The sequence below is a fragment of the Sphingomonas sp. MMS24-J13 genome (assembly GCF_044905095.1).
Lineage (GTDB): Bacteria > Pseudomonadota > Alphaproteobacteria > Sphingomonadales > Sphingomonadaceae > Sphingomonas_I.
The window spans coordinates 3,062,320-3,083,566 of the sequence record NZ_CP173258.1 but is presented as its reverse complement, the minus strand read 5'-3'; the positions used below and the strand labels follow the sequence as shown (position 1 = coordinate 3,083,566).

General features: G+C 64.9%; 19 protein-coding genes and 1 pseudogene. 6 read left to right on the top strand and 14 right to left on the bottom strand.

Annotated elements, in window-relative coordinates:
* Positions 1-14 precede the first annotated feature (14 nt).
* The gene (locus AB4Z44_RS14245) at positions 15-836 is read left to right on the top strand and encodes a DODA-type extradiol aromatic ring-opening family dioxygenase (protein WP_404710357.1); all 822 of its coding nucleotides are present in this window, start codon (positions 15-17) and stop codon (positions 834-836) included.
* A gap of 102 nt (positions 837-938) precedes the next feature.
* On the opposite strand, the gene AB4Z44_RS14240 is transcribed toward AB4Z44_RS14245, so the two are convergent.
* From AB4Z44_RS14240 to AB4Z44_RS14195, 10 genes are all read right to left on the bottom strand, one after another.
* Positions 939-1,223, bottom strand: coding sequence for a DUF6894 family protein (locus AB4Z44_RS14240; protein ID WP_404710356.1), 285 nt, complete (start codon positions 1,221-1,223; stop codon positions 939-941).
* 437 nt (positions 1,224-1,660) lie between these two features.
* Positions 1,661-3,664, bottom strand: coding sequence for an alpha/beta hydrolase domain-containing protein (locus AB4Z44_RS14235; protein WP_404710355.1), 2,004 nt, complete (start codon positions 3,662-3,664; stop codon positions 1,661-1,663).
* A 237-nt stretch (positions 3,665-3,901) separates the two neighbouring features.
* Complete coding sequence (locus tag AB4Z44_RS14230) at positions 3,902-4,423, bottom strand: Tim44 domain-containing protein (protein WP_404714236.1); 522 nt, start codon at positions 4,421-4,423, stop codon at positions 3,902-3,904.
* Positions 4,423-4,851, bottom strand: a complete 429-nt coding sequence (locus AB4Z44_RS14225; protein ID WP_404710354.1) for a hypothetical protein — start codon at positions 4,849-4,851, stop codon at positions 4,423-4,425. The genes AB4Z44_RS14230 and AB4Z44_RS14225 overlap by 1 nt, the downstream gene beginning before the upstream one ends.
* 90 nt (positions 4,852-4,941) lie before the next feature.
* The gene (locus AB4Z44_RS14220) at positions 4,942-5,397 is read right to left on the bottom strand and encodes a DUF2721 domain-containing protein (RefSeq protein WP_404710353.1); all 456 of its coding nucleotides are present in this window, start codon (positions 5,395-5,397) and stop codon (positions 4,942-4,944) included.
* Between the two features lie 113 nt (positions 5,398-5,510).
* Positions 5,511-6,440, bottom strand: a complete 930-nt coding sequence (locus AB4Z44_RS14215) for a D-2-hydroxyacid dehydrogenase (RefSeq protein WP_404710352.1) — start codon at positions 6,438-6,440, stop codon at positions 5,511-5,513.
* Positions 6,437-7,777: an MFS transporter gene (locus AB4Z44_RS14210; RefSeq protein ID WP_404710351.1), complete on the bottom strand. Its 1,341-nt coding sequence runs from the start codon at positions 7,775-7,777 to the stop codon at positions 6,437-6,439. Before AB4Z44_RS14210 ends, AB4Z44_RS14215 begins: the two co-directional genes overlap by 4 nt.
* Positions 7,774-8,538, bottom strand: coding sequence for a class II aldolase/adducin family protein (locus tag AB4Z44_RS14205; RefSeq protein ID WP_404710350.1), 765 nt, complete (start codon positions 8,536-8,538; stop codon positions 7,774-7,776). Before AB4Z44_RS14205 ends, AB4Z44_RS14210 begins: the two co-directional genes overlap by 4 nt.
* Before the next feature lie 116 nt (positions 8,539-8,654).
* On the bottom strand, positions 8,655-11,048 hold the full coding sequence (locus AB4Z44_RS14200; RefSeq protein ID WP_404710349.1) for a TonB-dependent receptor: 2,394 nt from the start codon (positions 11,046-11,048) through the stop codon (positions 8,655-8,657).
* Between the two features lie 60 nt (positions 11,049-11,108).
* Positions 11,109-12,161 carry an amidohydrolase family protein gene (locus AB4Z44_RS14195; protein WP_404710348.1) on the bottom strand — a complete coding sequence of 351 codons (1,053 nt, stop codon included), beginning with the start codon at positions 12,159-12,161 and terminating at the stop codon, positions 11,109-11,111.
* Between the two features lie 121 nt (positions 12,162-12,282).
* Here AB4Z44_RS14195 and AB4Z44_RS14190 point away from each other — a divergent pair, with 121 nt between their 5' ends.
* Positions 12,283-12,975 carry a TetR/AcrR family transcriptional regulator gene (locus AB4Z44_RS14190; RefSeq protein ID WP_404710347.1) on the top strand — a complete coding sequence of 231 codons (693 nt, stop codon included), beginning with the start codon at positions 12,283-12,285 and terminating at the stop codon, positions 12,973-12,975.
* A gap of 1,468 nt (positions 12,976-14,443) precedes the next feature.
* Here AB4Z44_RS14190 and AB4Z44_RS14185 read toward each other — a convergent pair.
* The 3 genes from AB4Z44_RS14185 to AB4Z44_RS14175 form a co-directional block, all read right to left on the bottom strand.
* Entirely contained in the window at positions 14,444-14,905 is a 462-nt protein-coding gene (locus AB4Z44_RS14185) for an acyl carrier protein (RefSeq protein ID WP_404710346.1), read from the bottom strand.
* Positions 14,906-15,375: 470 nt separating this feature from the next.
* A protein-coding gene (locus AB4Z44_RS14180) for an IS3 family transposase (RefSeq protein WP_404714235.1) occupies positions 15,376-16,606 on the bottom strand; the annotation gives its coding sequence in 2 pieces (ribosomal slippage) (positions 15,376-16,272 and positions 16,274-16,606; 1,230 coding nt in all).
* Positions 16,607-16,865: 259 nt separating this feature from the next.
* Entirely contained in the window at positions 16,866-17,318 is a 453-nt protein-coding gene (locus AB4Z44_RS14175) for a pyridoxamine 5'-phosphate oxidase family protein (protein WP_404710345.1), read from the bottom strand.
* Positions 17,319-17,479: 161 nt separating this feature from the next.
* Between AB4Z44_RS14175 and AB4Z44_RS14170 the strand changes: the two genes are divergently transcribed.
* The 4 genes and pseudogenes from AB4Z44_RS14170 (at position 17,480) to arsH (ending at position 19,629) form a co-directional block, all read left to right on the top strand.
* Positions 17,480-17,854, top strand: a complete 375-nt coding sequence (locus AB4Z44_RS14170) for a glutathione S-transferase N-terminal domain-containing protein (protein ID WP_404710344.1) — start codon at positions 17,480-17,482, stop codon at positions 17,852-17,854.
* A gap of 30 nt (positions 17,855-17,884) precedes the next feature.
* Positions 17,885-18,310, top strand: a complete 426-nt coding sequence (locus AB4Z44_RS14165; protein WP_404710343.1) for a nuclear transport factor 2 family protein — start codon at positions 17,885-17,887, stop codon at positions 18,308-18,310.
* A gap of 180 nt (positions 18,311-18,490) precedes the next feature.
* A pseudogene (locus AB4Z44_RS14160) lies at positions 18,491-18,814 on the top strand (ArsR/SmtB family transcription factor); the annotation flags it as partial.
* Between the two features lie 68 nt (positions 18,815-18,882).
* Positions 18,883-19,629, top strand: a complete 747-nt coding sequence (gene arsH / locus AB4Z44_RS14155; protein ID WP_404710342.1) for an arsenical resistance protein ArsH — start codon at positions 18,883-18,885, stop codon at positions 19,627-19,629.
* An 88-nt stretch (positions 19,630-19,717) separates the two neighbouring features.
* Here the strand turns inward: arsH and AB4Z44_RS14150 are convergent, their stop codons facing one another.
* The gene (locus AB4Z44_RS14150) at positions 19,718-21,244 is read right to left on the bottom strand and encodes a DHA2 family efflux MFS transporter permease subunit (protein ID WP_404710341.1); all 1,527 of its coding nucleotides are present in this window, start codon (positions 21,242-21,244) and stop codon (positions 19,718-19,720) included.
* Positions 21,245-21,247 lie beyond the last annotated feature (3 nt).

Genomic DNA, 21,247 nt, shown 5'->3' with positions numbered 1-21,247 from the left:
ATGGAGCGCTTGCGATGAATTCCGAACCGTCCCCCACGATGCCCACCTTCTTCATCCCGCATGGCGGCGGCCCCTGCTTCTTCATGGACTGGACCCTGATGGGCGGGCCGGCCGATACCTGGAACCGCACCGAGGCCTGGCTGCGCGGGCTGCTCGCCTCGCTGCCCGAACAGCCGAAAGGCATCGTCGTGATCTCGGGCCATTGGGAAGAAAAGGCCTTCACCGCCTCGACCGCGACCGCGCCGGGGATGATCTACGACTATAACGGCTTCCCCCCGCACACCTATCACCTCCAATATCCCGCGCCCGGCGCCCCGGCGCTGGCCGAGCGCGTGGTCGAACTGCTCACCGCCGCCGGGCTGCCGGCACGCACCGATCCCAGCCGCGGCTTCGACCATGGCGTCTTCATCCCCTTCCTGCTGATCGCGCCCGATGCGAGCATCCCGATCGTCCCGCTCTCGCTCAAATCGGATCTCAATCCGGAGGAGCATCTCGCGGCCGGGCGCGCGCTGGCGGCGCTGCGCGACGAGGGCATCCTGATCGTCGGATCGGGGATGAGCTTCCACAATATGGGCGCCTTCTTCCGGCCGGCCGCGACCCAGCCTTCGGCGGTGTTCGATCAGTGGCTGACGCAGGCGATCGAGGCCGATCCTTCGGCGCGCTGGCAGGCGCTCGCGCGCTGGGCCGAGGCGCCCGCCGGGCGGCTGTCGCATCCGCGCGAGGAGCATTTGCTGCCGCTGATGGTGGCGGCCGGCGCGGGCGGCGAATCCGCCGGCACCCGCGCGTTCAAGGACAATGTGATGTATGCGGACGTCTCGGCCTTCCGCTTCGGATGACGCAGCGCATATTCGGCTGGCCAGGCTCGCGGCGCTGCCGGCCGGGTCGGCTCGTGATCGACGCGGCCTGTCTGGAACGCGCCGGTTGATGGGGCCGCCCGCCTAGCTCGTGGAAGGCGGATCGGACGCACTCGCTCGTGCCCCATACCGTTCGGTGGCAGGCGAAGAGACTGCCATGAAATGCAGCGTGAACAACACCATTCCTCCGGCGTCGGTAACGGTCAATTTCCAGCCGTGACCGCCCCAGAAGGATTGCGCATTATCGCGCAGGAGTTCCCCGCTTCGTTTGACGGCCTCGGTTCGCGCACTATCGAGGTCCGGATAATCACTTCCTTCCAGGTCGGGATAATCTTTCCCGTCCGCGACATTAAAATGATAAATCGGCACTTTCAGCTCCAAGATCCGCCGAAAGTCTTACTGAATATAAATGTCGAAATACTATCATAGGTTAATGTTTCATAAAATACATCGATAATGGACTTAGTTGAGAATAATGGACAGATATGCGCCAATTATCGATTTTTACTCGAGATTGAATCTTAGAGAAACGCGTGTATACAGACTTGTTAGCGGCAAAATATACGATGTATCTTCAATGGAGGCGGCAAATATGAACCACTACCGACTCTATTTTATGACGGTTAATGGCCGCCACATCGAGGATTTCAAGCCGATCGAAGCCGCTAACGACGTCGAAGCTATCGAAAGCGCTCGGGAGCATATCTGCGGACAACCGCTCGAGCTGTGGTGGAGGGCCCGGAAGGTTCATGCCTTCCCCGCCATCCTCCGGACGAACGGGGTTACAGGGACGATCCTCTAAAGCGTCAGGGCTTCAGCACCGCGCTCGCCTCGGCATCGGCGACGATCCGCGCCGCATCGTCGGACAGCAGCCAGCCCGCCGCGACCTGCCGATCGGCGACCGCCCGTACCCTGGCGACGAAGCCGGCATGATCGCGGTAACGTTCCTCGAGCGAGGGACGCGGATCGCCGGTTCGTTCGCGCTCGGCCCTGCTGTGCGCGAAAGGGATGAAGCCGCCGACGAAGCTGCACGGCCCGCCTGTGCCGTAACCCTGTGCGAGCACGTTCCAGCCGAGATAGGTGCCGAGCGGCACGAGATGCTGGACCGATGGCACGCCGGCGGTCTCGTTCCCGTCGGCATCGACGCGCGGGACAAGCGCCGGAATGGTGCGGCGGATGCCCGGCGGCAGGCGCGAGAGCACCCCGCTCAAATCGGCATAGTGGAAGCCTGGCCCGAAATCGTAATCGAGGAAGACGTTGAGCTTGCCGTCGGGCGTCGGCGCGCCGGGGATGGCGGGCCAGCCCATATGCTTCGCGTCGGCCGGCACCAGTTCACCCGCGGCGATGGTGGGATAGCGGCTCGGCGGCGGTGCCTTGCCGGTCTCGACCCATGCGATCAGCGCAGCCTGCAGCGCACGCAGGGTCGGCGCGGAGGGATTGGGGTTCCACGCCAGGCTGCATTGCGGCGCCCCCGGCCAGGGCTTGTCGCCATCGAGCGAGATGCCGCCGGCCGACGATCCGCCGTGCGTCACGCCGGGGAAATAGTAACGCCGCACATTGGCCGGCAGCGGCAGATCGGCCCTGGCATCGGTGCCGATCAGGCCGGGCGCCATGCGCAGGCCCCACAATTCGGTCGATCCGAAGGTCTCGACGATCTTCGGGCAGGTGCGGCTGGCGGTGCAGCGATCGAGCAGGCTGGACACGCCCCTGCCACGCACCTTGTCGTCGTAGCGGCCCCACCACAATGTGCCCTCGCTGCCCGGCTCGTAGAGGGTGGCCGCCCCGCCCGGTACGCCGAAGCGGATGTTGAGCGGCACCTGGCGTGCGGCGATGTTGGGATTCACCCCGTCGAAGACGATCGCGCCGCCCTCGTCGGCGTTGAAGCCGAGGTTGATGAAGCTCTTGAGGTAATTGCCCGATTGCGATGTGCCGCTCGCCACCGTCCAGCGCACCATCTCGGCGACGGGATTGGGGGTTCCGGCATCGTCGGCCTTCGCATGGCGCAGGAAGCTCACCAGATCGCGCGTCGCAGCGAAGCCGATGCCGAGGACCTTGGGATCGCGCCCCTGATAGACGAGGGTATAAGCGAAGTGCGGATCGAAGCCGGCGCGCAGGCACAGACTGGTCGGATCGGGCGTGCCCGGAAACGGTACCGTGCGACAATCGGCGAAGGCCCAATCGGCCGGCGCGATGGCCTCTCCGGGATCGGTGTCGCCGGCCTGGCGGAACAGCCGCGCGCGCCGCGGGTCGAGCGAAGCCGGCAGCGGCCGTGCTGCAGGGCGGCCGATGCCGCCCGTAATCGGCTGCGTGGTGGCGCCCGCGGGCATGTCGATGAAGCGCGCCATCGCTGGCGCCGTCAGCGATGCGCCGTTCGCGCCCTTGGCGATCGGCACGGTAGCCGTCTGCAACCCCGGCGCGGGATCGATGTCCCCCTGCCAGCCGCTCACCACCCGGATGTGGCCGGCAGGATCGGGTTGTGCCTTGCCGTTGCCGCGATTGGGGACATCGTAGAACAGGAGTCCGCTGGCCTGTGCGGGGTCCAGCGGCAGCGCGATCTCGAACGTCGCGCCATAGGCCACGCGCCCGCGGCCATCGCGCGGCGCGGCTGCCAGATCGGTTATGATCGCGTTGCCCGGCATCGCCGGATCGAGCGCGCCTTCGAAATGCCCGCGCAGGATGCGATAGGGGATCGGGCCGGACAGGGTTTGCGTGGCATCGACATGGATCGATACGAGGCGCGCCGAGGCCGGAAGCGTCGTCATCGCCGCCAGCAGCACTCCTGCCGCCTGAAGATTTGGTCTGATCGCCATTCGCCCCGTCACCTGCCGCGCAGGCACGTTCTTGCCCACCATGGCGGGAAGATCGAGAGCCGATCTGGCGGGAAAAAGAATATGGGCGGTTTCAGACAAATGTGGAGCCGATCCGCCCTCAGGATCGTGCGCGGGTACGCGGGCGGAACACCGGACGTCAAAAGGTGACGGCAGACCCGAGCATGCGAAGCGAGGCTGCCGATGTCGGTGCCGGCCGCCCTCGCGGGCGGCGCAGCCTCACGCCTCCTGAATGGCCGAGACCTTCCAGCTGCCCCAGCTGCCGGATGGCCGCACGAACGTCCACAACTCGGTTGTCATGGTGGGCTCGTGGGTGGACCCGGCCAACACCGCCCCGGTGGCGCGATCGCGCATCACGTCGACGCTCTCGTAGTGCATGGCCACGGTCGCATAATCCTGCCCGTCCTCCTGCCATGCTTCCGAAATCTCGCCGTCGAGCAGGCGCGTGCCGGTCACCTCGTTGCGGCGGCCGTGGGTTGCGTTGTCGCTGAGTTCCTCGGCGAGGTACGACATCACCTCGGGCGTCGTGATCGCGCGCAGGCGCGCATAATCCTCGTGGCCGAACGCATCCTGCAATTCGCCGAGGAGCCGCTCGAACGCACTCTGGTCGGATGGGGTCAGCGCCAGGCCTGTCATCGGCGCGGCGGGCGCATATCCACCCGGCGGCGCGGAAACTTCCTGCGCATAAGCGCGATCGGCGCCGAACGACGGACTGGTCGAACGCGATCGGAACAGCCGCATCACGAGCCACAGCAGCCCGCCGAACAGCGCGATCTGGAACAGGATCGCAAGCAGCCCGCCGCCCGGGGCTCCCCCCAGCCGTAGCCGGCACCGTGGCCGAAGAAATGCCCGATCAGGCCGCCGGCCAGAAGCCCGGTCACCAGCCCGCCGCCGAAGCCGCGGAACAAGCCGGGGCGCTGCTGCGGATAGCCGCTCGATTGATAGGACGGCGCATATTGCGGCGCGCTGGCGGCCGACCGATCGGTCATCGTGCGCGAGACCGGCGGCACGTAGCCGGGCGTCAGCCGCGTCGAACGGGGCGCCGAGAAGGTGTGCGAACCGCGGCTGCCGAAGCTGCCACCGCGACGTGCATCTGCCGGCACCGCCGCGAGCGCTGCGAAGATCGATACGGCAAGGATGGAATGGTGGGCGAAACGACGAATGGACACGGTCATCCCCGTAGCAGGTGTATTACCCATATAAGTAGGTAGGCCGCGTGCGGTCCTCAAGGGGCGCAGCGTTCCAGCGTTCGGTTTGCATCATCCTTTGTCGTCGGATGGCGCGGTATCGCCGGTGGACCCGGTAACGGCCTGTTCGCGGATCGATCGCCCCGACAGGATGGTTTCGAAGGAGAAGGCCGCGAGCGCGCCGATCGAGCACGCCAGCGCGGATCCGAACAGGCCGAGCAGGATCGATCCGCCCTCGGCATTGCGCAAAGCCGCGAAGAACAAGGTAAAGGCGGCGCAGCAGGTCAGCGCGCCCGCCAGCGCCGCGAACAGCACCGCCACGTCGAGAATGCGCGAGCGAAGCCTCAGCCGCTTCAGCTGGCGCCCGTGGCCGCCGGGGTCGCGAGTCAGGAGATCGACGCGATCGGCGACGCGCCCCAGGCGGGTCGTGCAGACGTTGAGCAGCTGGGCCACGCCGGTCAGCAGGAAGATCGGCGTCAGCGCGAGCTGGACGATATGCGACGCATAATCGATCGAGGGCATACCCATGGCGTATCTCTAGGCGCTTCTTCGCCTCGGATGCGAGCCCGAACGATGCCGGGCGGGGCCTAGGCGCGGATTCGTTGACGCGACGAGACCGCCGCCGGAGCATTTTCTTCCGCTCAGCCCAGTTCGTTCACCAGCGGCCGCCGGCCCGCGAACCAGCGGGTCGCGTTGGTGGCGACGATCGGCGCGACCTGTGTAGCGAAGGCGTTGCTCCAGCCGCCCATATGCGGGGTCACGATCACGTTGGGCAGCCCCCACAAGGCGCTGCCGGCGGGCAGCGGTTCGCGTTCGAACACGTCGAGGCCGGCGCCGGCGATGCGCCTGTGCGCCAGCGCCTCGGTCAGCGCCGCTTCGTCCACCACCGCGCCGCGGGCGATGTTGATCAGGACGGCGTGGGGCGGCAGTGCCGCGATCACCGCGCGTGAAATGAGATGGTGGGTGCGCTCCGAATACGGTGTCAGCACGATCAGGTGATCGGCGGTGGCGGCGGCCTCGATCAGGTCCGATGTCGGCACGATCCGGTCGAAGCCCGGCGCCTCGCGGCGCGAACCGCTTACGCCCGTGACGTGCATGTCGAACGCCTGCGCGCGCCGCGCGACCGCCTCGGCAATCTGCCCGACGCCGACGATCAGCAGCCGGCTGCCGGCGAGCAAAGGCGGGCGGGGCGCCTGCCAGACGCGCGCTTTCTGCTGATCGAGCAGCAGGGGCAGGTCGCGGCGCAGCGCCAGCAGCAGCATGAAGGCGTGCTCGGACATTTGCGGGCCGTGGATGCCGCTGACCGTGCTCACCACCGCGCCATGCAGATCGATCCCGGTGAGCGCGTCGACGCCGGCGGTCAGCACCTGCAGCCAGCGCAGCCGGGGCATCCGGGCGGCGAGCGCGGGATCGAGATGGAACGGGAAGGCGACCAGCGCCTCGATCTGCGCGACCGTATCGCCCAACGCCGCGAAGGACGGGGCCGCCACGATCTCGAATGCATCCGTCCGACCGCGCATCGCGGAGGCGATCGCGTCGGCCTGGGGAGTGACGATGTGAAGCCGATTCATTGCGCGAAGCGGCCGCGTGCGTCGAGGCGGCCGAGGCCCACCAGCGTCAACGCGACCAATAGCGGCAAGGCGCCGGCCAGCATGAAGCTCGTCCCGATCGGCAGGTGGTTGGCGAGCGCCCAGCCGCCGAGCGCGGGCAGCGCCACCCCGCCGAGGCGGCCGAGCCCGAACGCCCAGCCGATGCCGGTGCTGCGCACGGCGCTGGGGTAAGCCTGCGCGCAGAGCGCGTTGAGCCCTCCTTGGGCGCCGGCCTGGGCATAGCCCCAGGTGATGGTCAGCACGACGAACGCCCAGCCGCCATACGGCACCAGCCCCATCAGCCCGATCGACACCGCATCGATCACGAACAGGATCGTCAGGACGCGCGCACGGCCCAGCCGGTCCATCACCAATCCGACCGTGGTGGTCCCGCCGACCCCAGCGATGAAGCTCAGCAGGCTGTAGGCGGCAGAGACGTCGAGCGGCACGCCATCCAGCTTCAGGAAGAAGGTGGCGCTCCACGATGCGAGCAGGGCGATCATGCCCAGCGCGATGAAGTAAGCGGCCCAGAGCAGAAGCGTGACCGGCGCACGTCCCCCGCGGAACAAGGCGGTGAGTCCGCTTGCCTCGGGGCGATTGTCGGGACGGGCGATGGTGAAGTCGCTCGTATCGGCGATGACCAGGTCCGGCTCGATCGCGACGAGATCGCGCGCGATGCGGCGATCGGCCGGGTTGCGGCGGAACCGGAACTGGAGCGATTCGCGTACGACGATCGCCACCAACGGCACCAGCAGCAGTGGGATGAGCCCGCCCAGCCAGAAGGTGCTGCGCCAGCCGAAATGCTTGAGCAGGCTCAAGGCCGCGAACGATGCTGCGGCGCCGCCGGCCGTATAGCCGGTGAATGCGATCGACACGAACGAGGCGCGCCGGCCGGGCGGGGTGAATTCGGTCAGCAAAGCGGTCGCGTTGGGGATCACGCCCGCCAGAAAGAAGCCGGCGCTGCCGCGCAGAATCGCGACCTCGGTGAGGGTGTGGCAGTAGAGCACGCCCAAGGTGAGCACGCCGAACACCGCGCTGGAAAGCATCAGCATGCTCTTGCGTCCATAGCGATCGGACAAAGGCCCGATCACGAACGATCCGACCGCGAGGCCGACCTGCTGGAGCACGAAGACGAGCGTCAGCCGGGTTGCGGGCTCGCCGAATTCGTCGGCGATGGCCGGCGCGATCCGACCGAGCATGAACACGTCATAGCCGTCGATGAACATCACCAACGTCATCACCACCAGCAACGGGATCTGGCGGCGGATGCTCGGCTGGCGGTCGATCACCGCCTGGATGTCGATCGTGGTGCCGCTCATCGGCGCCAGTCGGTGCGGTCGCCGGCCAGCAGAGCGAGGCAGGATTCGAAGAAGAAGGCGTAATGCGCCTGCGTGATCGCCCGCATGCGGGTGGCGGTCGCCTCGGGCACGCCCTGGTTGGGCATGTTGAGCTCGGCCCCGCCGGCGGTCGCCATCAATTGCGCCTGGGTCGCGCGCTCGAGATGGTAGGCGCTGTGGAATGCCTCGCCGATCGATCGCCCGCCGACGAGCATGCCGTGGTTGCGCAGGATCATGATGTCCTTGTCGCCCAGATCGGCGGCGATGCGCTCGCGCTCGTCCTCCTTCGTGGCGAAGCTCTCATAATCGTGGAACGCGATGCCGTCGTGGAACATCATCGCATGCTGGGTCAGCGGCAACAGCCCCCGCGTCTGCGCCGACAGCGCCATGCCGGCCACCGTGTGCGAATGGATCACGCAGGCGATATCGGCGCGCGCGCGATGCACCGCCGAATGGATGTTGAAGCCCGCGGCATTGACCCGCACCGTATCGCGCAAGGCCGGATCGACGATCACCCCGTCGAGATCGATCCGCACCAAGGCGCTCGCGGTCATGTCGCCGAACAGGGTGCCGAGCGGGTTGATCAGGAAGTCGTGCGTCCCCGGCACCCGCGCGCTGATATGGGTGTAGATGAGGTCGGACATGCCGTAGCGATCCGCCAGCCGGTACAGCGCGGCGAGATCGCAGCGGACCTGCCATTCGGCGGGGTCCATGTTGGCGGGCGGGGGTGTCGTGGGTTGCATGCAGCCTCCGTGGGACGGGCTAGTTCACTTCAATCCAGTCCACATCCGCTCATCCTGGGCGGGCTCGACGGCTCCTCAGGATGAGCGGGCTGTGTTTAGGCCATACACCCAGCCTCTCAGAACTTCTTCTTGGCCGTAAGCGCCCATTCGCGCGGCCGGCCCGGCTGGGCGTTGGCGACCCCGGCGGCCGCCGAGATTTCCGCCGCCGTGAGGTAATAATATTTGTTCGTGAAGTTGCTGACCTCGAACGACAGTTCGAAATCCTGCTTCCGGTTCTGATAGGTCAGGCGCGCATTGGCGACGGTGTAGGCCTTGATGAGCGTGCGATCCGAATTGACCGCCGCACCCCAGATCTTCGACTGGTACGACGCATCGACGCGCGGGGTGATCGATCCCAGACGCCCGAGCGGGAACGCATATTGCGCGCCGATGGCCCACTTCCACTTGGGCGTGTAGGGCGGTTTCATATAATCCTGCACACCGGCAAGATTGGTCGGGCCGCCGGCCTGCGGCGAGATGCTCTTATACTGGAAATCGGTATAGCTGACCGATCCGTCGATGATCGCACCTTCGACGGGTCGCAAAGTCGTTTCCACCTCGAAGCCCTTGATATCGGCCTTGCCGACATTGGCGGGCAGGCCGCACGGGAAAACCGCGGTGACGGGCACGCCCGTCGGGTTGAATTGCGGACAGCTGCTCAAGGTCAACTGGATGCCGTTATAGCGGCTGGTATAGGCCGCGACGTTCAGGCGTAGATGACGATCGAAGAGGTCGCTCTTCGCGCCGACTTCGAACGTCTTGAGCGTCTCGGGCCCGAACGGCTGGACCTGCTGGACCGAGAAGGGCCGCGGGTTGACGCCGCCACCCTTGAAGCCGGTCGAATATTGAACATAGGTCAGAAGGTCTTCGTTCCAGCGATACTGGAGCGCGCCGCGATAATCGACATGGCTGCCGCGATAGCTGCCCGACTGACCGTCGAGCAGCGCGTTCTGCCCGGACAGCAGATTGCCGTTCTTGTCGCGCCTGCGGTAGGTGTAATCCTTGCCTTCGTTATTATAGCGGATGCCGCCGGTGGCGCTGAGCCCGGGCAGGATGTTCCAGGTCGCGTTGCCGAATACCGCCTTGGTGAAGGCCGGCACAGGATCGCCGCTGACGAAGACGAGGCCGCCGGCCAGGTAACGCAGGTCCTGCCGCGACGTATAGAAGCTGTATTGGTGCAGGTAATACCCACCGATCGTATATTCGATCTTCTTGTCGGCGATGTCGCCGTTCAGGCGCAGTTCCTGCGTGAACGCATGGAATTTCAGGCTGTTCGGGCCGCCGAGACCATGCGCGAGCGGCGAGAGATCGTCTTCGTTCGAGAAGATCGAGAGATAATGGCGGTAGGCGGTGATCGACGTCGCCTTGAGATGATCGGTAATGCGCCAGTCGATCGTGCCGGCCAGATCGTAGCTCTTGTAATCGACCTGCCCGGGGATGGTGCTCTCGGAATAATTGCCGAAGGCGGGCGAGTCGTAGGTCGCGTAGTTGCAGAATTTGCCGCAGATGAAGCGCGAATTATAGGGCTGCGGGGTCGGGAACGGGTTGATGTTCGCGGCACCGTTATAGTTGGCATAGGTCAGCACCGATGCGGCGATTTCGTGCTTCTCGCGGGTCGCGTCGGCATTGAGGTTGACCTCGATCTTGTCGTTCGCCTCCCAGCGGAGCTGGCCGCGAACCGCCTGATAATTGACCTCGCCTTGCTTCGAGAGGAGGCAATGGCCTGTGTCGCGGATCGCCGGAATACCCTCGCCCGGATGGACGCAGCCATAATCGAGCCGGTCGACATAGCCGTCCTGATGGCGCGCCACGCCCGAGAAGCGCGCCGAGAGCCCTTGGGTGATGCCCAGATCGAACGCGCCGCGGAAATCGTAACGGCTGCGGCTGCCGCCGGTCGCGCTGATATAGCCTTTATTCGTGCCCTCGGGCTTCTTCGAATAGATCTTGACCGCGCCGCCGATCGAATTCTTGCCGGCAAGCGTCCCCTGCGGCCCGCGCAGTACCTCGACCCGGTCGACGTCCAGCAGGTCGAGCACCGATCCGGTCAGCGTCGAATAATAGACGTCGTCGACATAGATGCCGACGCCCGGCTCCAAAGCGGGGTGGAAATCGAACTGGCCGACGCCGCGGATATTGGCGGCAAGCGACGGGCCGTAGGAGGCCGAGTTCGGCTTCAACGTCACCGACGGCGCCTGGGCGGCGATCTGGCTGACATTCACCTGGCTCCGCGCTTCCAGCATCGCGGCGTTGACCGCGGTGATAGCGAGCGGGGTATCCTGCAACCGCTGCGATCGGAACTGGGCGGTGACGACGATTTCCTCGGTCTTGCCACTGTCGGCGGCGGCGGGCGCCGGATCGCCAGCAGGCTGAGCCGCCTGCGTGGATTGTGCGGAGGCTGCGGTCGCCGCCAGAACGAGGCCAAGCGCGACTGTGCCCCGGCCCGCAAGGCGGGCCAGATTTCCCTGTGTCATAGCATTTCCCCTCACTTCGTTATGACTTCGCCGGCTTTGCGCCGGTCGGCTGGATTCAGGTCAGGCGGCGGGCGCGATCCGGAAGATGCGCTCGGCATTCTGGTGGCAGACGAGCGCGCGCTCCTGATCGGAAAGCGGCGCCGCGTCGATGAACTGCACCGCCGGCTCGGTCGGCTGGTAGGGATAGTCGATCGCCCACATCACCCGATCGGCGCCGAGCTTGTCGATCGAGTAACGCAGCGCGAGCGGATCCTCGACGCCGCTGGTGGTGATGACGAAATTGCGCTGGAAATATTCGGCGATCGAAAGCTCGGTCTTGGGCGCGCGGCCGATCACCTGCGCCCGGCTGTTCATGAAATTGATGCGCCACAGCCAGAACGGGATCGCCTCGCCCATATGGCCGATGCAGATGGTGAGCTTGGGGAAGCGATCGAACACGCCCGCCGCCATCATCTTCACCGCGTGCGTGCCGACCTCGACGCCATAACCCCACATCGCCGAGTCCATGCCGTAATCCTGGAGCGGGCCCTTGAGCCCGTAGGATGCGGCGCGCGGATGGATATAGATGCACGCGCCCAACGCCTCGGCGGCCTCCAGTGCCGGCCAGAATTTCTGGTCGTCCAGATATTCGTCGTAGGTGTGGCTGTTGAGGATGAAGCCGTTGAGCTTCAGATCGACGATCACGCGCTCCATCTCCTTGGCGGCACGCTTGGGGCTGTGCGGCGCGAAGCTGGCAAGCCCGGCGAAGCGGGTGGGATGGCGCTGGCAGATCTCGGCGAGGCGATCGTTGGCGAGTGCCGCCAGATCGGTCGCGGTGTCGGCATCGAACATCTGCACGCCCGGCGCGGTCAGCGACAGGATGTGCATGTCGACGCCGAACCGGTCCATTTCCTTGAGGCGGCGATCCTCGACGTCGAGCAGCCCGTCGAGGAAGCTCATCTTCGCATAGCCCTCGTCGGTGGGCTTGGAATCGTAGATGCCGCCGACCAGCAATTTATCGAGGCTGAGACTCGGGCCGCGCACCACATCCTTGAGCGCTTCGGCCACCTCGGGAATCGAGAACGCCTCCTCGGTGGCGATCTTCCTGACTTTCCCGGTGGTTGCGCCCGTCATCCCTGTACCTCCCGTTGCTCGCCTGTCGCGGCTTGTCGGTTGGCGAGATTATCGAACTAGAACCATAGTTCAAGTCTGAATCGGTCTTGACGCGGCGCGCGGCGATGGCCCATCCGTATCGATGATGGAGCTATCGCGCGCGAACGAGGGGCACGGTGCCGGCGCCGTCGCGGCGCACCGCAGCCCCCAGCAGCGCCGCAGCCAGGCCGCCTATGAGCGGATGATGGCGGCGGCGCGGCGGCTCACGTCGGACCGCAATTTCGATGCCATCTCGATCCGCGATCTGGCGGCGGCCGGGCAGTGCTCGATCGGCAGCTTCTATTATCGCTTCGGCACCAAGGAGGCCTTCTTCGATCTGCTGATCGAAGACATGGTCGAACGCCGCAAGATCGGCGTGGCGCAAACGCTGCGCGACAATCCGATCGATCGCCTGCCCGAAGCGCTGGCGCGGGGCGCGCTCGAAAACCACCGGGCGCATGCGGGCCTGCTGCGCTCGGTCATCAAGAAGCATCTCGAGGGCGATTTGAAATGGGATCGGGTGAGCGCGATGGGCCGCTACGCCATCGTCCAGTTCCGCGCCGCGGTCGAGGCGGATCGCGGCGCGCCGCTGAGCGAACTCCAGCAGGAACGCGTGACCTTCGCCTTCGTCTGGCTCTACGGCCTGCTCGCGCACAGCATCCTCGGCCTCAACACCATCTTCGGCATGGAGACGATGTTCTTCGAGGAGGAAGCGGTGCAGGCGTTCAAGCAGGCGATCGAGCATGCTTTGTCGGACGATCCCTCCACCGCACCGGCTGGCTTGCGGATGATCTGAGTGGGTGAAATTGGCTGGCGGCTCATAAGCGGACGGCCAGCAATCGCCCAATTGCAGTCATAGTGAAGGCATCGTGATGCTGTAATCAGACGTTTAGTCTAATGTCTATGGCATGATAAACCACGTAAAGGCTGTTCTCGCATGAGCCACTCGCGCTGATCCAGTCGCGTCGATCGCCGGGAGGAACGCTCCTCTCTTCGAGATTAGGGTGCACAGACGTTGATCAAGTTCTGGCGTCCCACTCGATGCTGTTACGCCGCAAGCAGTTACCGATCCATCGGTCGCTACATCGAAACCGATCTCCGTTCTTCCTGTGCCATGCGATGGATAGTCCCGAAGGGGAATATCGTCAGGCGTAACCCAAGATGGCGGGTCGAATGGAATTGCACCATCAAATTCAGAGGTAGCTCCGGTGGGAATGTACCAGCGAACTTTAATCTTCGTGGGTTTAACCGAACTGATCGTCACGACGCTTATTTGCGGCAGTATAATCGCGCAGGCGGCTGCATCGAGCTCGGATGACGATGAATTAGACGATATGGAGCAGGTCCTAGCTGCATTCGCGTCGCTGATAATACGGACCACCGTTTGCCCCTGAAGGCGGTTGGCCAACGCCTTCGCAGGATACATTTGTAGCGGCGGCCATAACGTCATGCCGTGGGCCAAGGCCGCTGATGCGGTTAGTAGCGAAAACATCGGCAGCATATTTGTCTCCCCGAGGACGAACTATGGATGTTCTCGGAAATTCGAGCAAGCCGGAAGGCGGCAGGGCCGGAAACCTCCCTCAACAAGACGGTTCGCCGGGGGCCGACCGTCGCTAAACCACCACATTTCGCCGTTCGACGTGTTGCCCAGCTCGTGCGTTGCCCAACCCTGCCGAACAGACCATAGCACGGCCATCCTGATTGCGGACACTTCCCGTCACGATGCGATCGCCAATGGGAGGCGGGAAAGATGTTTTGTAATCGGTTTCTTGGGTTTGCATTGGCGGTACTGCTGAACGGGACAGCTGTGTCGGCAGATAAGCCACGAAACATAATCAGATGCGTGGCGATCGGAGGAATGGCTTGCGGCGACGACGGTATCTGCCTGGAGGGCCATGCGTATCGCGGGAGGCGTTTCACGTTCGATTTGAACCGTATGATATTTAAAGGCCCAAAGGTCGCCGGTCGCATAAGCTCCCAATCACAAGATAAAGACGGCCACCTCATACTGGAGCTCGATGGCGGCAGGCGCTTCGTTTTGGACCGCTCTTCACCGGGCGATATTCCGCCGCGTTCCAAACTCTCGTGGGGGCCAACTGCTTCCACCGAAATGGAATGTCTCCGCAAATAGTGAAGCGCATCAAATCGATTGCGGCGGCTTGGTGCTAATCTCCTGCCAAGAGCTGCCTTTCGGCTTTCCACCACGTCGTGCCGTTCCCAATCGGCAAAGCGGTCGCTACGATCAGATAGGCAGCAAGCGCCGATTAGCCGACATCGTTTGGGTTGGCTGGCCAGCGCCCCACCCGAACAATCTCTGCAAGACCGCCGACCGTGAGGGGGTGCAGTTCTCGGCCGAACCAGCGACCAATCAACCAACTACCGCTTACGAACAGCCCAAGCGCAAAAACCACGGTCAGGAACCTTGGCCAATGGAGCGTGGCCACCAACGCGCCGGCGACACCACCACAGACCATGATGGCAGGGATGCCAAACAGGATCGCTTTCGGATTGCTGCCTTCTGTATTGAAGAAGATGCGCCACTGGTGATTTAGTTCTGTGAAGTCGGTGCCGAACTGTTCGTGCAGCGCCTGAAATATCTCTCCTGCGTCTTCCCCATCCACGCCAAGGTCATGCAACAAGCGAGCGTGGGGTGTCACTTCGGCTTCGGGCACGCCCTGAACCTTGATAAGAAGTTTGCGCACGGCTGCCATTACATCGTCGGTCATGCCGCCATCTTAGAGGCGAGAGGAATGTCTACAAACCACGAGTTTCGCCGTTCCATGAGCCCCCCGCCTCTCCTGTGGCTCAAAACACGGCAGCTTGATTGGAAGAGCTGCCTGTCGGCAAGCGCCCCAGAAGCGGACCTAACGGGCGACAGGTCTGTAGGTTATGCGAACGCCGCCAACGACATTGTTGCGGTCGAAGATGCGAGCCTGTTTATCGTAGGTAACGAGCAGGTCGTTAGGGCCCGTCCACGCCATATCAGCCCATGGACCGCCCCAAGCCCCGCGCGTGCCACCATTGTAGCCGTCCGCGACGAAGGCGTTTCCAATCCACTGCCAAAACCAAGGATCAACCGACACTTGCGTTGTGAAGTCCGTCGTCGCGCCGCACTCACGCATAAACATGATCGCTCGATGGTCACCATTCGGCGAGCGGAGCGATTGAACGGTTTGGTTGCTACTGTTGTTGCCCCCTAAAGGCCTGACGGATTCTCGCGGTTGGAGATTGCGATAAATTCGCGGGGTGATCTGTAGCCGAGCGCGCGGTGCGGATGCACCTCATTATAGTGATCGAGCCAGATCGGGAGCTGGTCGATCACGGACTGCGCATCGGGCTTGGCGCTGACGCGTGCATAATCGCGCTTGAGGGTTCGGACGAAGGCTTCCGCCATGCCGTTGCTTTGCGGGCTCTCGACAGGCGTGGTGCGCGGGACGAGGCCGATGTCTCGCGCGAAACGCCGGGTGTCGTGTGCGGTGTAGCAGCTGCCGTTGTCAGTCAGCCATTCGATGGCGTGGGGCAGCCTGTTGATGCTTCCGAAGCGATGCTCGACAGTGGCGACCATGAGGTCGCGGACATCGCCGGCGGAAATTCCGCCCGTGGTCGCGACGAACCCCATGGCTTCCCGGTCGCAGCAATCGAGAGCGAAGGCGACGCGGACTTTTTCGCCATTGTCGCAAGCGATCTCAAGCCCATCGGAGCACCAACGGCTGTTGCGGGTATCGACCGCAACCCTGCCATCGTGCCGACGTTCCTCGCCACATCCGCTGTGTCGCTGCAGCAGCAGGCCATGGAGCTTCATGACTCGGTAGATCCGCTTGGCATTCGGCGGTTGTCGTCCATGCCGTTCGGCCTGGCGACGAAGCAGCGCATGAACGCGACGATAGCCGTAGGTCGGCAGATCGACGATCAGCGCACGAATATCGGCGACGAGATCACCGTCGGGAAGCGGCGGTCGCCCCCGGCGGCGTACTGGTCCGCGATGGCGCATGGTGGAGAGATGAGGTCGCGAGATACGGACCGCCTCCGCCACCGCGCTCACTGGCCACCCTTCGGCAACGAGGTCGAGCGCAACAGAAGTTTTTTGGGCCTGCGGCCTGGGAGACGGCTTCCCGGAGGATCTCGTTCTCCATGGTTTTCTTGCCGAGCAGACGCTGAAGCTCGGCCACCTGCGCCTCCAGCGCGCGATAGTCGGAGGCTGGCACGACTTCCTCGCCGGCGGTCGCGGCTGTCAGCGCTCCCTGGCTCATCAGGCGTCGCCAGGTGAATAGCTGATTGGCGCCGACACCATGCTGGCGGGCCACGAGCGAGACGCTCATCCCCGGCAGATAGGTCTCCTCGACCATTCGAATCTTCTCTTCCGGTGTCCAGCGCCTCCGGCGCTGGACACCGGACAGAACCTCCACGCGCTCGTAGCGCCTAGGCATATCGTCGGTCATACGGCTCACTCTTATCTAAGAGCGAGGACCTGTCAGGCGATTTCGGGGGCTACCTCAGCTACACAGCGGACCAGAACATGCAGAGAGGAGAAGCAGGAAAGGCGTAGCTGAGACGGGCGTTCGCATTGCCGAACCCTAAGCCGTTGCGCTAACCGATCAACGTCCGCTTACCACCCACTTTTCGCCGTTCGGCTTTGACGCTGGCGTGCCCGATTAATAAGCTTCCGATATAGGCGGAACGACGCCCTCAGCGCGCCAGCTTGACGAACACCGGGCCCTCGGGGCCGAAGCGCAGCACGCCCTGTACGCTCTCCAGATCGACGACCACCGCGATGCCCTTGCGCTCGGGATCGGAAGCGCGTTCGCGCTCGGGCGCGCTGTCGAACACTGCCGCGCGCTCGGCCGCGTCGTCGGCGATCCGGGCAAGCCCATGGAATTGCAGCACCGGGGTCGTCGCCGATCGATAGACCAAGGCGACATGCGGATTGGCGCGGATCGCCTCCAGCGTGCCGCCCTGGCCGTTGCGCACCCACAGGCCGAGCGCGCCGTCGCCATGCGTCTGCACCGAACCGCGGAACGACAGAACCGGCTTGCCCTCGGGGTTCACCGCCGCGAGCAGCAGTGGCGATCCATCGGCGAGCGCATTGTTGACCAGGGTCTTGAGTTCGTCGGTTAGGACGAGGGAATTGCTCTGCGACATATCGGGCCTTCCGGTTGCGGGTCGAGCCTCGTTTGCCGCGGCGGGGGGCGAAAGCAACCAAGATGCTCTATCCGGCGCCAAACCGGGATGCCGTTGACGAAATCCTCCGATGTCCGCCAGAAACGACAATCGCAATCGGACCATCGAAGGAGTGCCGAGCCATGGAGAATGCCATCACGCCGACGCTGTATCTCAAGCGTTTCTGCCCCTTCTGCCTGAAGCTGCGCATCTTCCTGACCGAGGCGGGGTTGGAGGACGGCTTCGACTATGTCGTGTTCGACGACGGCGACGAGACCCATCAGGCTTTGCGGGCGCGCATGGAAGCCGCCGGCAAGACGCCGAGCTTTCCGGCGGCCGAGCTTGTGCCGGGCGAACTGGAAACCGGCACCGACGATCTGATCGCGCGCTTCGCGCAGAAGAACGGCACCGATCCGGCGTCGCTGCCGCTGCTCGCTTATTATACCGATGGCGTGTTCAAGCGGTACGGCCAGATGTTCCAGGAGATCCGCGCGCTCAAACAGGCGCAGCCGGCTTGAGCGGCGGCTCATCCGAACGAAGGGGCTGATATGCGCGGCGGGAAGACCGTGCTGGCGATCGCGCCGTTGCTGCTGGCATCGGCGGCGCACGCAGCGCCTCCATGCGATGCGCGTGTTCGCGCCGTCGACGCGCAGTTCCGGGCGGCGATGATCCATGGCGATGCCAAGGCGCTCGATCGGATCGTCGCCGATGATGCGAAGATCATCCATGGCAATCATGGCGGCATTCAGGACAAAGCGGGCCTGATCGACCGCTTCCGATCCTACCATATCGACGCGTATGATCGCACGCCGCTCCTGTGCCGGGTCAGTGGCGATCTGGCGGTTCTGGTCGCCTCGACCCGCAAGGTGGCGGGGCAGGCGGTCACCGAGACGTCGACGACCGAGGTGCTCGTCCGCCGCGCCGGCCAGTGGCGGATCCTGGTGCTCCAGAATACGGATCGCACGCCAGGGTAAGGGGAGCTGGCGGGCCCACCACCCGTCACCCTGAATCGGTTCAGGGTCCACCGTGCGTGCCGCACTGTCCGTGCGGAGGCTTGGTGGATGCTGAACCGAGTTCAGCATGACGAAGAGGAGGAAAGGCGAGTGCATGGCCCCGGCCTTGCGCAACCCAAACGCATCGGTTAAACCCGATGTATGGACCAGCTCCACGCCCTTGCGGCACTCGCCGCGCTCGCGCATCCCACCCGCCTCGATGCGTTCCGCCTGCTCGTCCGGCACGAGCCCGACGGGCTGCCCACCGGCGCTCTGGTCGCGGCGAGCGGGCTGACGCAGAGCACCTTCTCGACGCATCTCGCGGTGCTCGCCAAAGCCGGGCTGGTGACCGCGCAGAAGAGCGGGCGCCAGCAGATCCAGCGCGCGGAGATCGATACGCTGCGCGCGCTGATGACGTTCCTGGCGAAGGATTGCTGCCAGGGGCGCCCCGAATTGTGCGAGCCGTTGTTGGCCGAACTCACCTGCCGTTCGTCCGAGACAGTGCTGGAGATCCTCCCCGATCCGCAGCGCGGCCCGTTCGTCAAGGAGCCCGCATGAGCCGCGTCCGCCACCTGCCCGATCCCGATCATCTGCCTGCGCTCGATCCCGCCTTCGTGATCGAGCGGCCGGCGATGGGGCTGGGCGACGATCGGCCGCCGCCGCGCATCCTGTTGCTCTACGGATCGCTGCGCCAGCGCTCCTTCTCGCGGCTGTGCGTCGAGGAGGCGGCGCGGTTGCTGCGACGGTTCGGCGCGGAGACGCGCATCTTCGATCCGTCCGATCTGCCGCTGCCCGATCAGGCCGCGGGCGACGACCATCCGGCGGTCCACGAACTGCGCGCGCTGTCGATCTGGTCGGAAGGGCAGGTCTGGTGCAGCCCCGAACGCCACGGCCAGATCACCGGCGTCATGAAGGCGCAGATCGATCATCTGCCGCTGGCGATCGGCGGGATGCGGCCCACCCAGGGGCGCACGCTCGCGGTGATGCAGGTGTCGGCGGGATCGCAATCGTTCAACAGCGTCAATACTTTGCGCCTGCTCGGCCGCTGGATGCGGATGTTCACCATCCCCAACCAATCGTCGGTGGCGATGGCCTACAAGGAGTTCGGCGAGGACGATCGCATGCGGCCATCGGCGTATTACGACCGCATCGTCGACGTGATGGAGGAACTGGTGCGCATGACCGTGCTGATGCGCCCGCACGCCGCGCAACTCGTCGATCGCTATTCGGAGCGGAAGGCGGCGGGGATCGCCGTTCCGGCGGCGGAGGACCATGCCGCCGTGGCGCTTGCGGGGCGGTAGCAGCGTTCATTCCGGTTCAGGCTGGGCGCGGGGGCGTCCAAGCGCAGCCCCGCCCGGCAGCTTCCGACAAGCGGGGCCGGGCGATCGATCAATGCGCACTGCCGGGCTCGATCGTGCGCCGCGGCCTGGGGGCACCCCAGATGACCAGCGCGGATCCCGCCATCAGGACGGCCGACAGCAGGAAGATATGGTTGCTCGCGAGCATCGCCGCCTGCCCGTCTACCACGGTGTCGATCATCGCGCGGGCCTGATCGAGCGGGCTGCCGTCCGCGCTCAACGCGGCGACGGTGGGCCCGGAATTGAGCGTGCCGACGAGCTCGGTGCGCGCGATCCGGGTTTGATCGTCGGTCATGCTGGTGATGAGCGACGTCGCGATCGCTCCCGACATCGTCCGCAGGAAGTTCATCAGCCCGGCGGCGCCCGCGGTTTCCGCGGGATCGACCGCCGCAAGCGCGATCGCGGTGACCGGGACGAAGAAGAAGGGAATACCGACGCCCTGGACGAGCTGGGGGAGCGCGAGCGTCCAGAAATCGGCGTCGGTGTTCCAGCGCGATCGCATCCAGCACGTCATCCCCATCCACACGATCCCGAAGCAGACCAGCGCGCGCGAATCGACCTTGGTCGTCAGCATCGCCACCACCGGCGAGAGGATGATCGCCGCTATCCCGAGCGGCGCCGACGCGTAACCGGCCCACGTCGCGGTATATCGGAAATTATTCTGGAGGATCTGCGGCACCAGCACCGTCACGCTGAAGAACACCGCAAAACTCACCGAGAGGGAGATTACCGACACGGTGAACCCCCGATGCCTGAACACGCGCAGATCGACGATCGGGTTGGGTTGGGTAAGCTCCCATGCCAGGAACGCGGCGAAACCGATGACGGCAACCAGCCCGAGCTTGACGATGAACCCATCGGCAAACCAATCGTGGTCGCGGCCGAGATCGAGCATCACCTGCAGCGCACCGATCCACACGACCAGCAAGGCAAGCCCGACCGTGTCGATCGGGAGCTTGCGCGTCGCGGTCTCGACGTTGCGCAGCAGTTTCCAGGTGGCCGTAAGGCACAGCGCCGCCACCGGCAGGTTGATGAAGAAGATCCAGTTCCACGACCAATTGTCGCTGATCAGTCCGCCGAGGACCGGCCCGAGCACCGGCCCCACGACCGTCGTCATCGCCCACAGGCCCGATGCCTGCGCCCGGCTTTTGGGCGGGAAGATGCGCAGCATCAGCGTCTGCGTCAGCGGCATGATCGGGCCGCCGCAGAAGCCCTGCCCGATCCGGCAGACGACGAGCATCGCAAGGCTGCCGGAAAGCCCGCAGAGCAGCGAAAAGATGGCGAAGCCGGCCGTGCTGAAGAAGAACACGCGAACCGATCCGAACCGGTTGGTCAGCCACCCGGTCAGCGGTACGCAGATCGCCTCGGCGACGGCGTATGACGTGATGACCCACGTGCCCTGCGAACCGGCGATCCCGAGCGATCCCGAGATATGCGGCACCGATACGTTGGCGATCGTGGTATCGAGCACCACCATGAAGTTCGCGACGGCAAGCGCAAACCCGGCAATCAGGAGCCGGCCGCCGCGCAGCATGCCTTCGGATGCGTCGTCGGCCATCGC

What these genes read in the sequence shown, in the direction of transcription:
- AB4Z44_RS14245 (WP_404710357.1), top strand. Translation starts at nt 15, where the DNA reads ATGAATTCCGAACCGTCCCCCACGATGCCCACCTTCTTCATCCCGCAT.
- AB4Z44_RS14235 (WP_404710355.1), bottom strand. Translation starts at nt 3,664, where the DNA reads ATGGCGATCAGACCAAATCTTCAGGCGGCAGGAGTGCTGCTGGCGGCG.
- AB4Z44_RS14230 (WP_404714236.1), bottom strand. Translation starts at nt 4,423, where the DNA reads ATGCGGCTGTTCCGATCGCGTTCGACCAGTCCGTCGTTCGGCGCCGAT.
- AB4Z44_RS14220 (WP_404710353.1), bottom strand. Translation starts at nt 5,397, where the DNA reads ATGGGTATGCCCTCGATCGATTATGCGTCGCATATCGTCCAGCTCGCG.
- AB4Z44_RS14215 (WP_404710352.1), bottom strand. Translation starts at nt 6,440, where the DNA reads ATGAATCGGCTTCACATCGTCACTCCCCAGGCCGACGCGATCGCCTCC.
- AB4Z44_RS14210 (WP_404710351.1), bottom strand. Translation starts at nt 7,777, where the DNA reads ATGAGCGGCACCACGATCGACATCCAGGCGGTGATCGACCGCCAGCCG.
- AB4Z44_RS14205 (WP_404710350.1), bottom strand. Translation starts at nt 8,538, where the DNA reads ATGCAACCCACGACACCCCCGCCCGCCAACATGGACCCCGCCGAATGG.
- AB4Z44_RS14200 (WP_404710349.1), bottom strand. Translation starts at nt 11,048, where the DNA reads ATGACACAGGGAAATCTGGCCCGCCTTGCGGGCCGGGGCACAGTCGCG.
- AB4Z44_RS14195 (WP_404710348.1), bottom strand. Translation starts at nt 12,161, where the DNA reads ATGACGGGCGCAACCACCGGGAAAGTCAGGAAGATCGCCACCGAGGAG.
- AB4Z44_RS14190 (WP_404710347.1), top strand. Translation starts at nt 12,283, where the DNA reads ATGATGGAGCTATCGCGCGCGAACGAGGGGCACGGTGCCGGCGCCGTC.
- AB4Z44_RS14185 (WP_404710346.1), bottom strand. Translation starts at nt 14,905, where the DNA reads ATGACCGACGATGTAATGGCAGCCGTGCGCAAACTTCTTATCAAGGTT.
- AB4Z44_RS14175 (WP_404710345.1), bottom strand. Translation starts at nt 17,318, where the DNA reads ATGTCGCAGAGCAATTCCCTCGTCCTAACCGACGAACTCAAGACCCTG.
- AB4Z44_RS14170 (WP_404710344.1), top strand. Translation starts at nt 17,480, where the DNA reads ATGGAGAATGCCATCACGCCGACGCTGTATCTCAAGCGTTTCTGCCCC.
- AB4Z44_RS14165 (WP_404710343.1), top strand. Translation starts at nt 17,885, where the DNA reads ATGCGCGGCGGGAAGACCGTGCTGGCGATCGCGCCGTTGCTGCTGGCA.
- arsH (WP_404710342.1), top strand. Translation starts at nt 18,883, where the DNA reads ATGAGCCGCGTCCGCCACCTGCCCGATCCCGATCATCTGCCTGCGCTC.
- AB4Z44_RS14150 (WP_404710341.1), bottom strand. Translation starts at nt 21,244, where the DNA reads ATGGCCGACGACGCATCCGAAGGCATGCTGCGCGGCGGCCGGCTCCTG.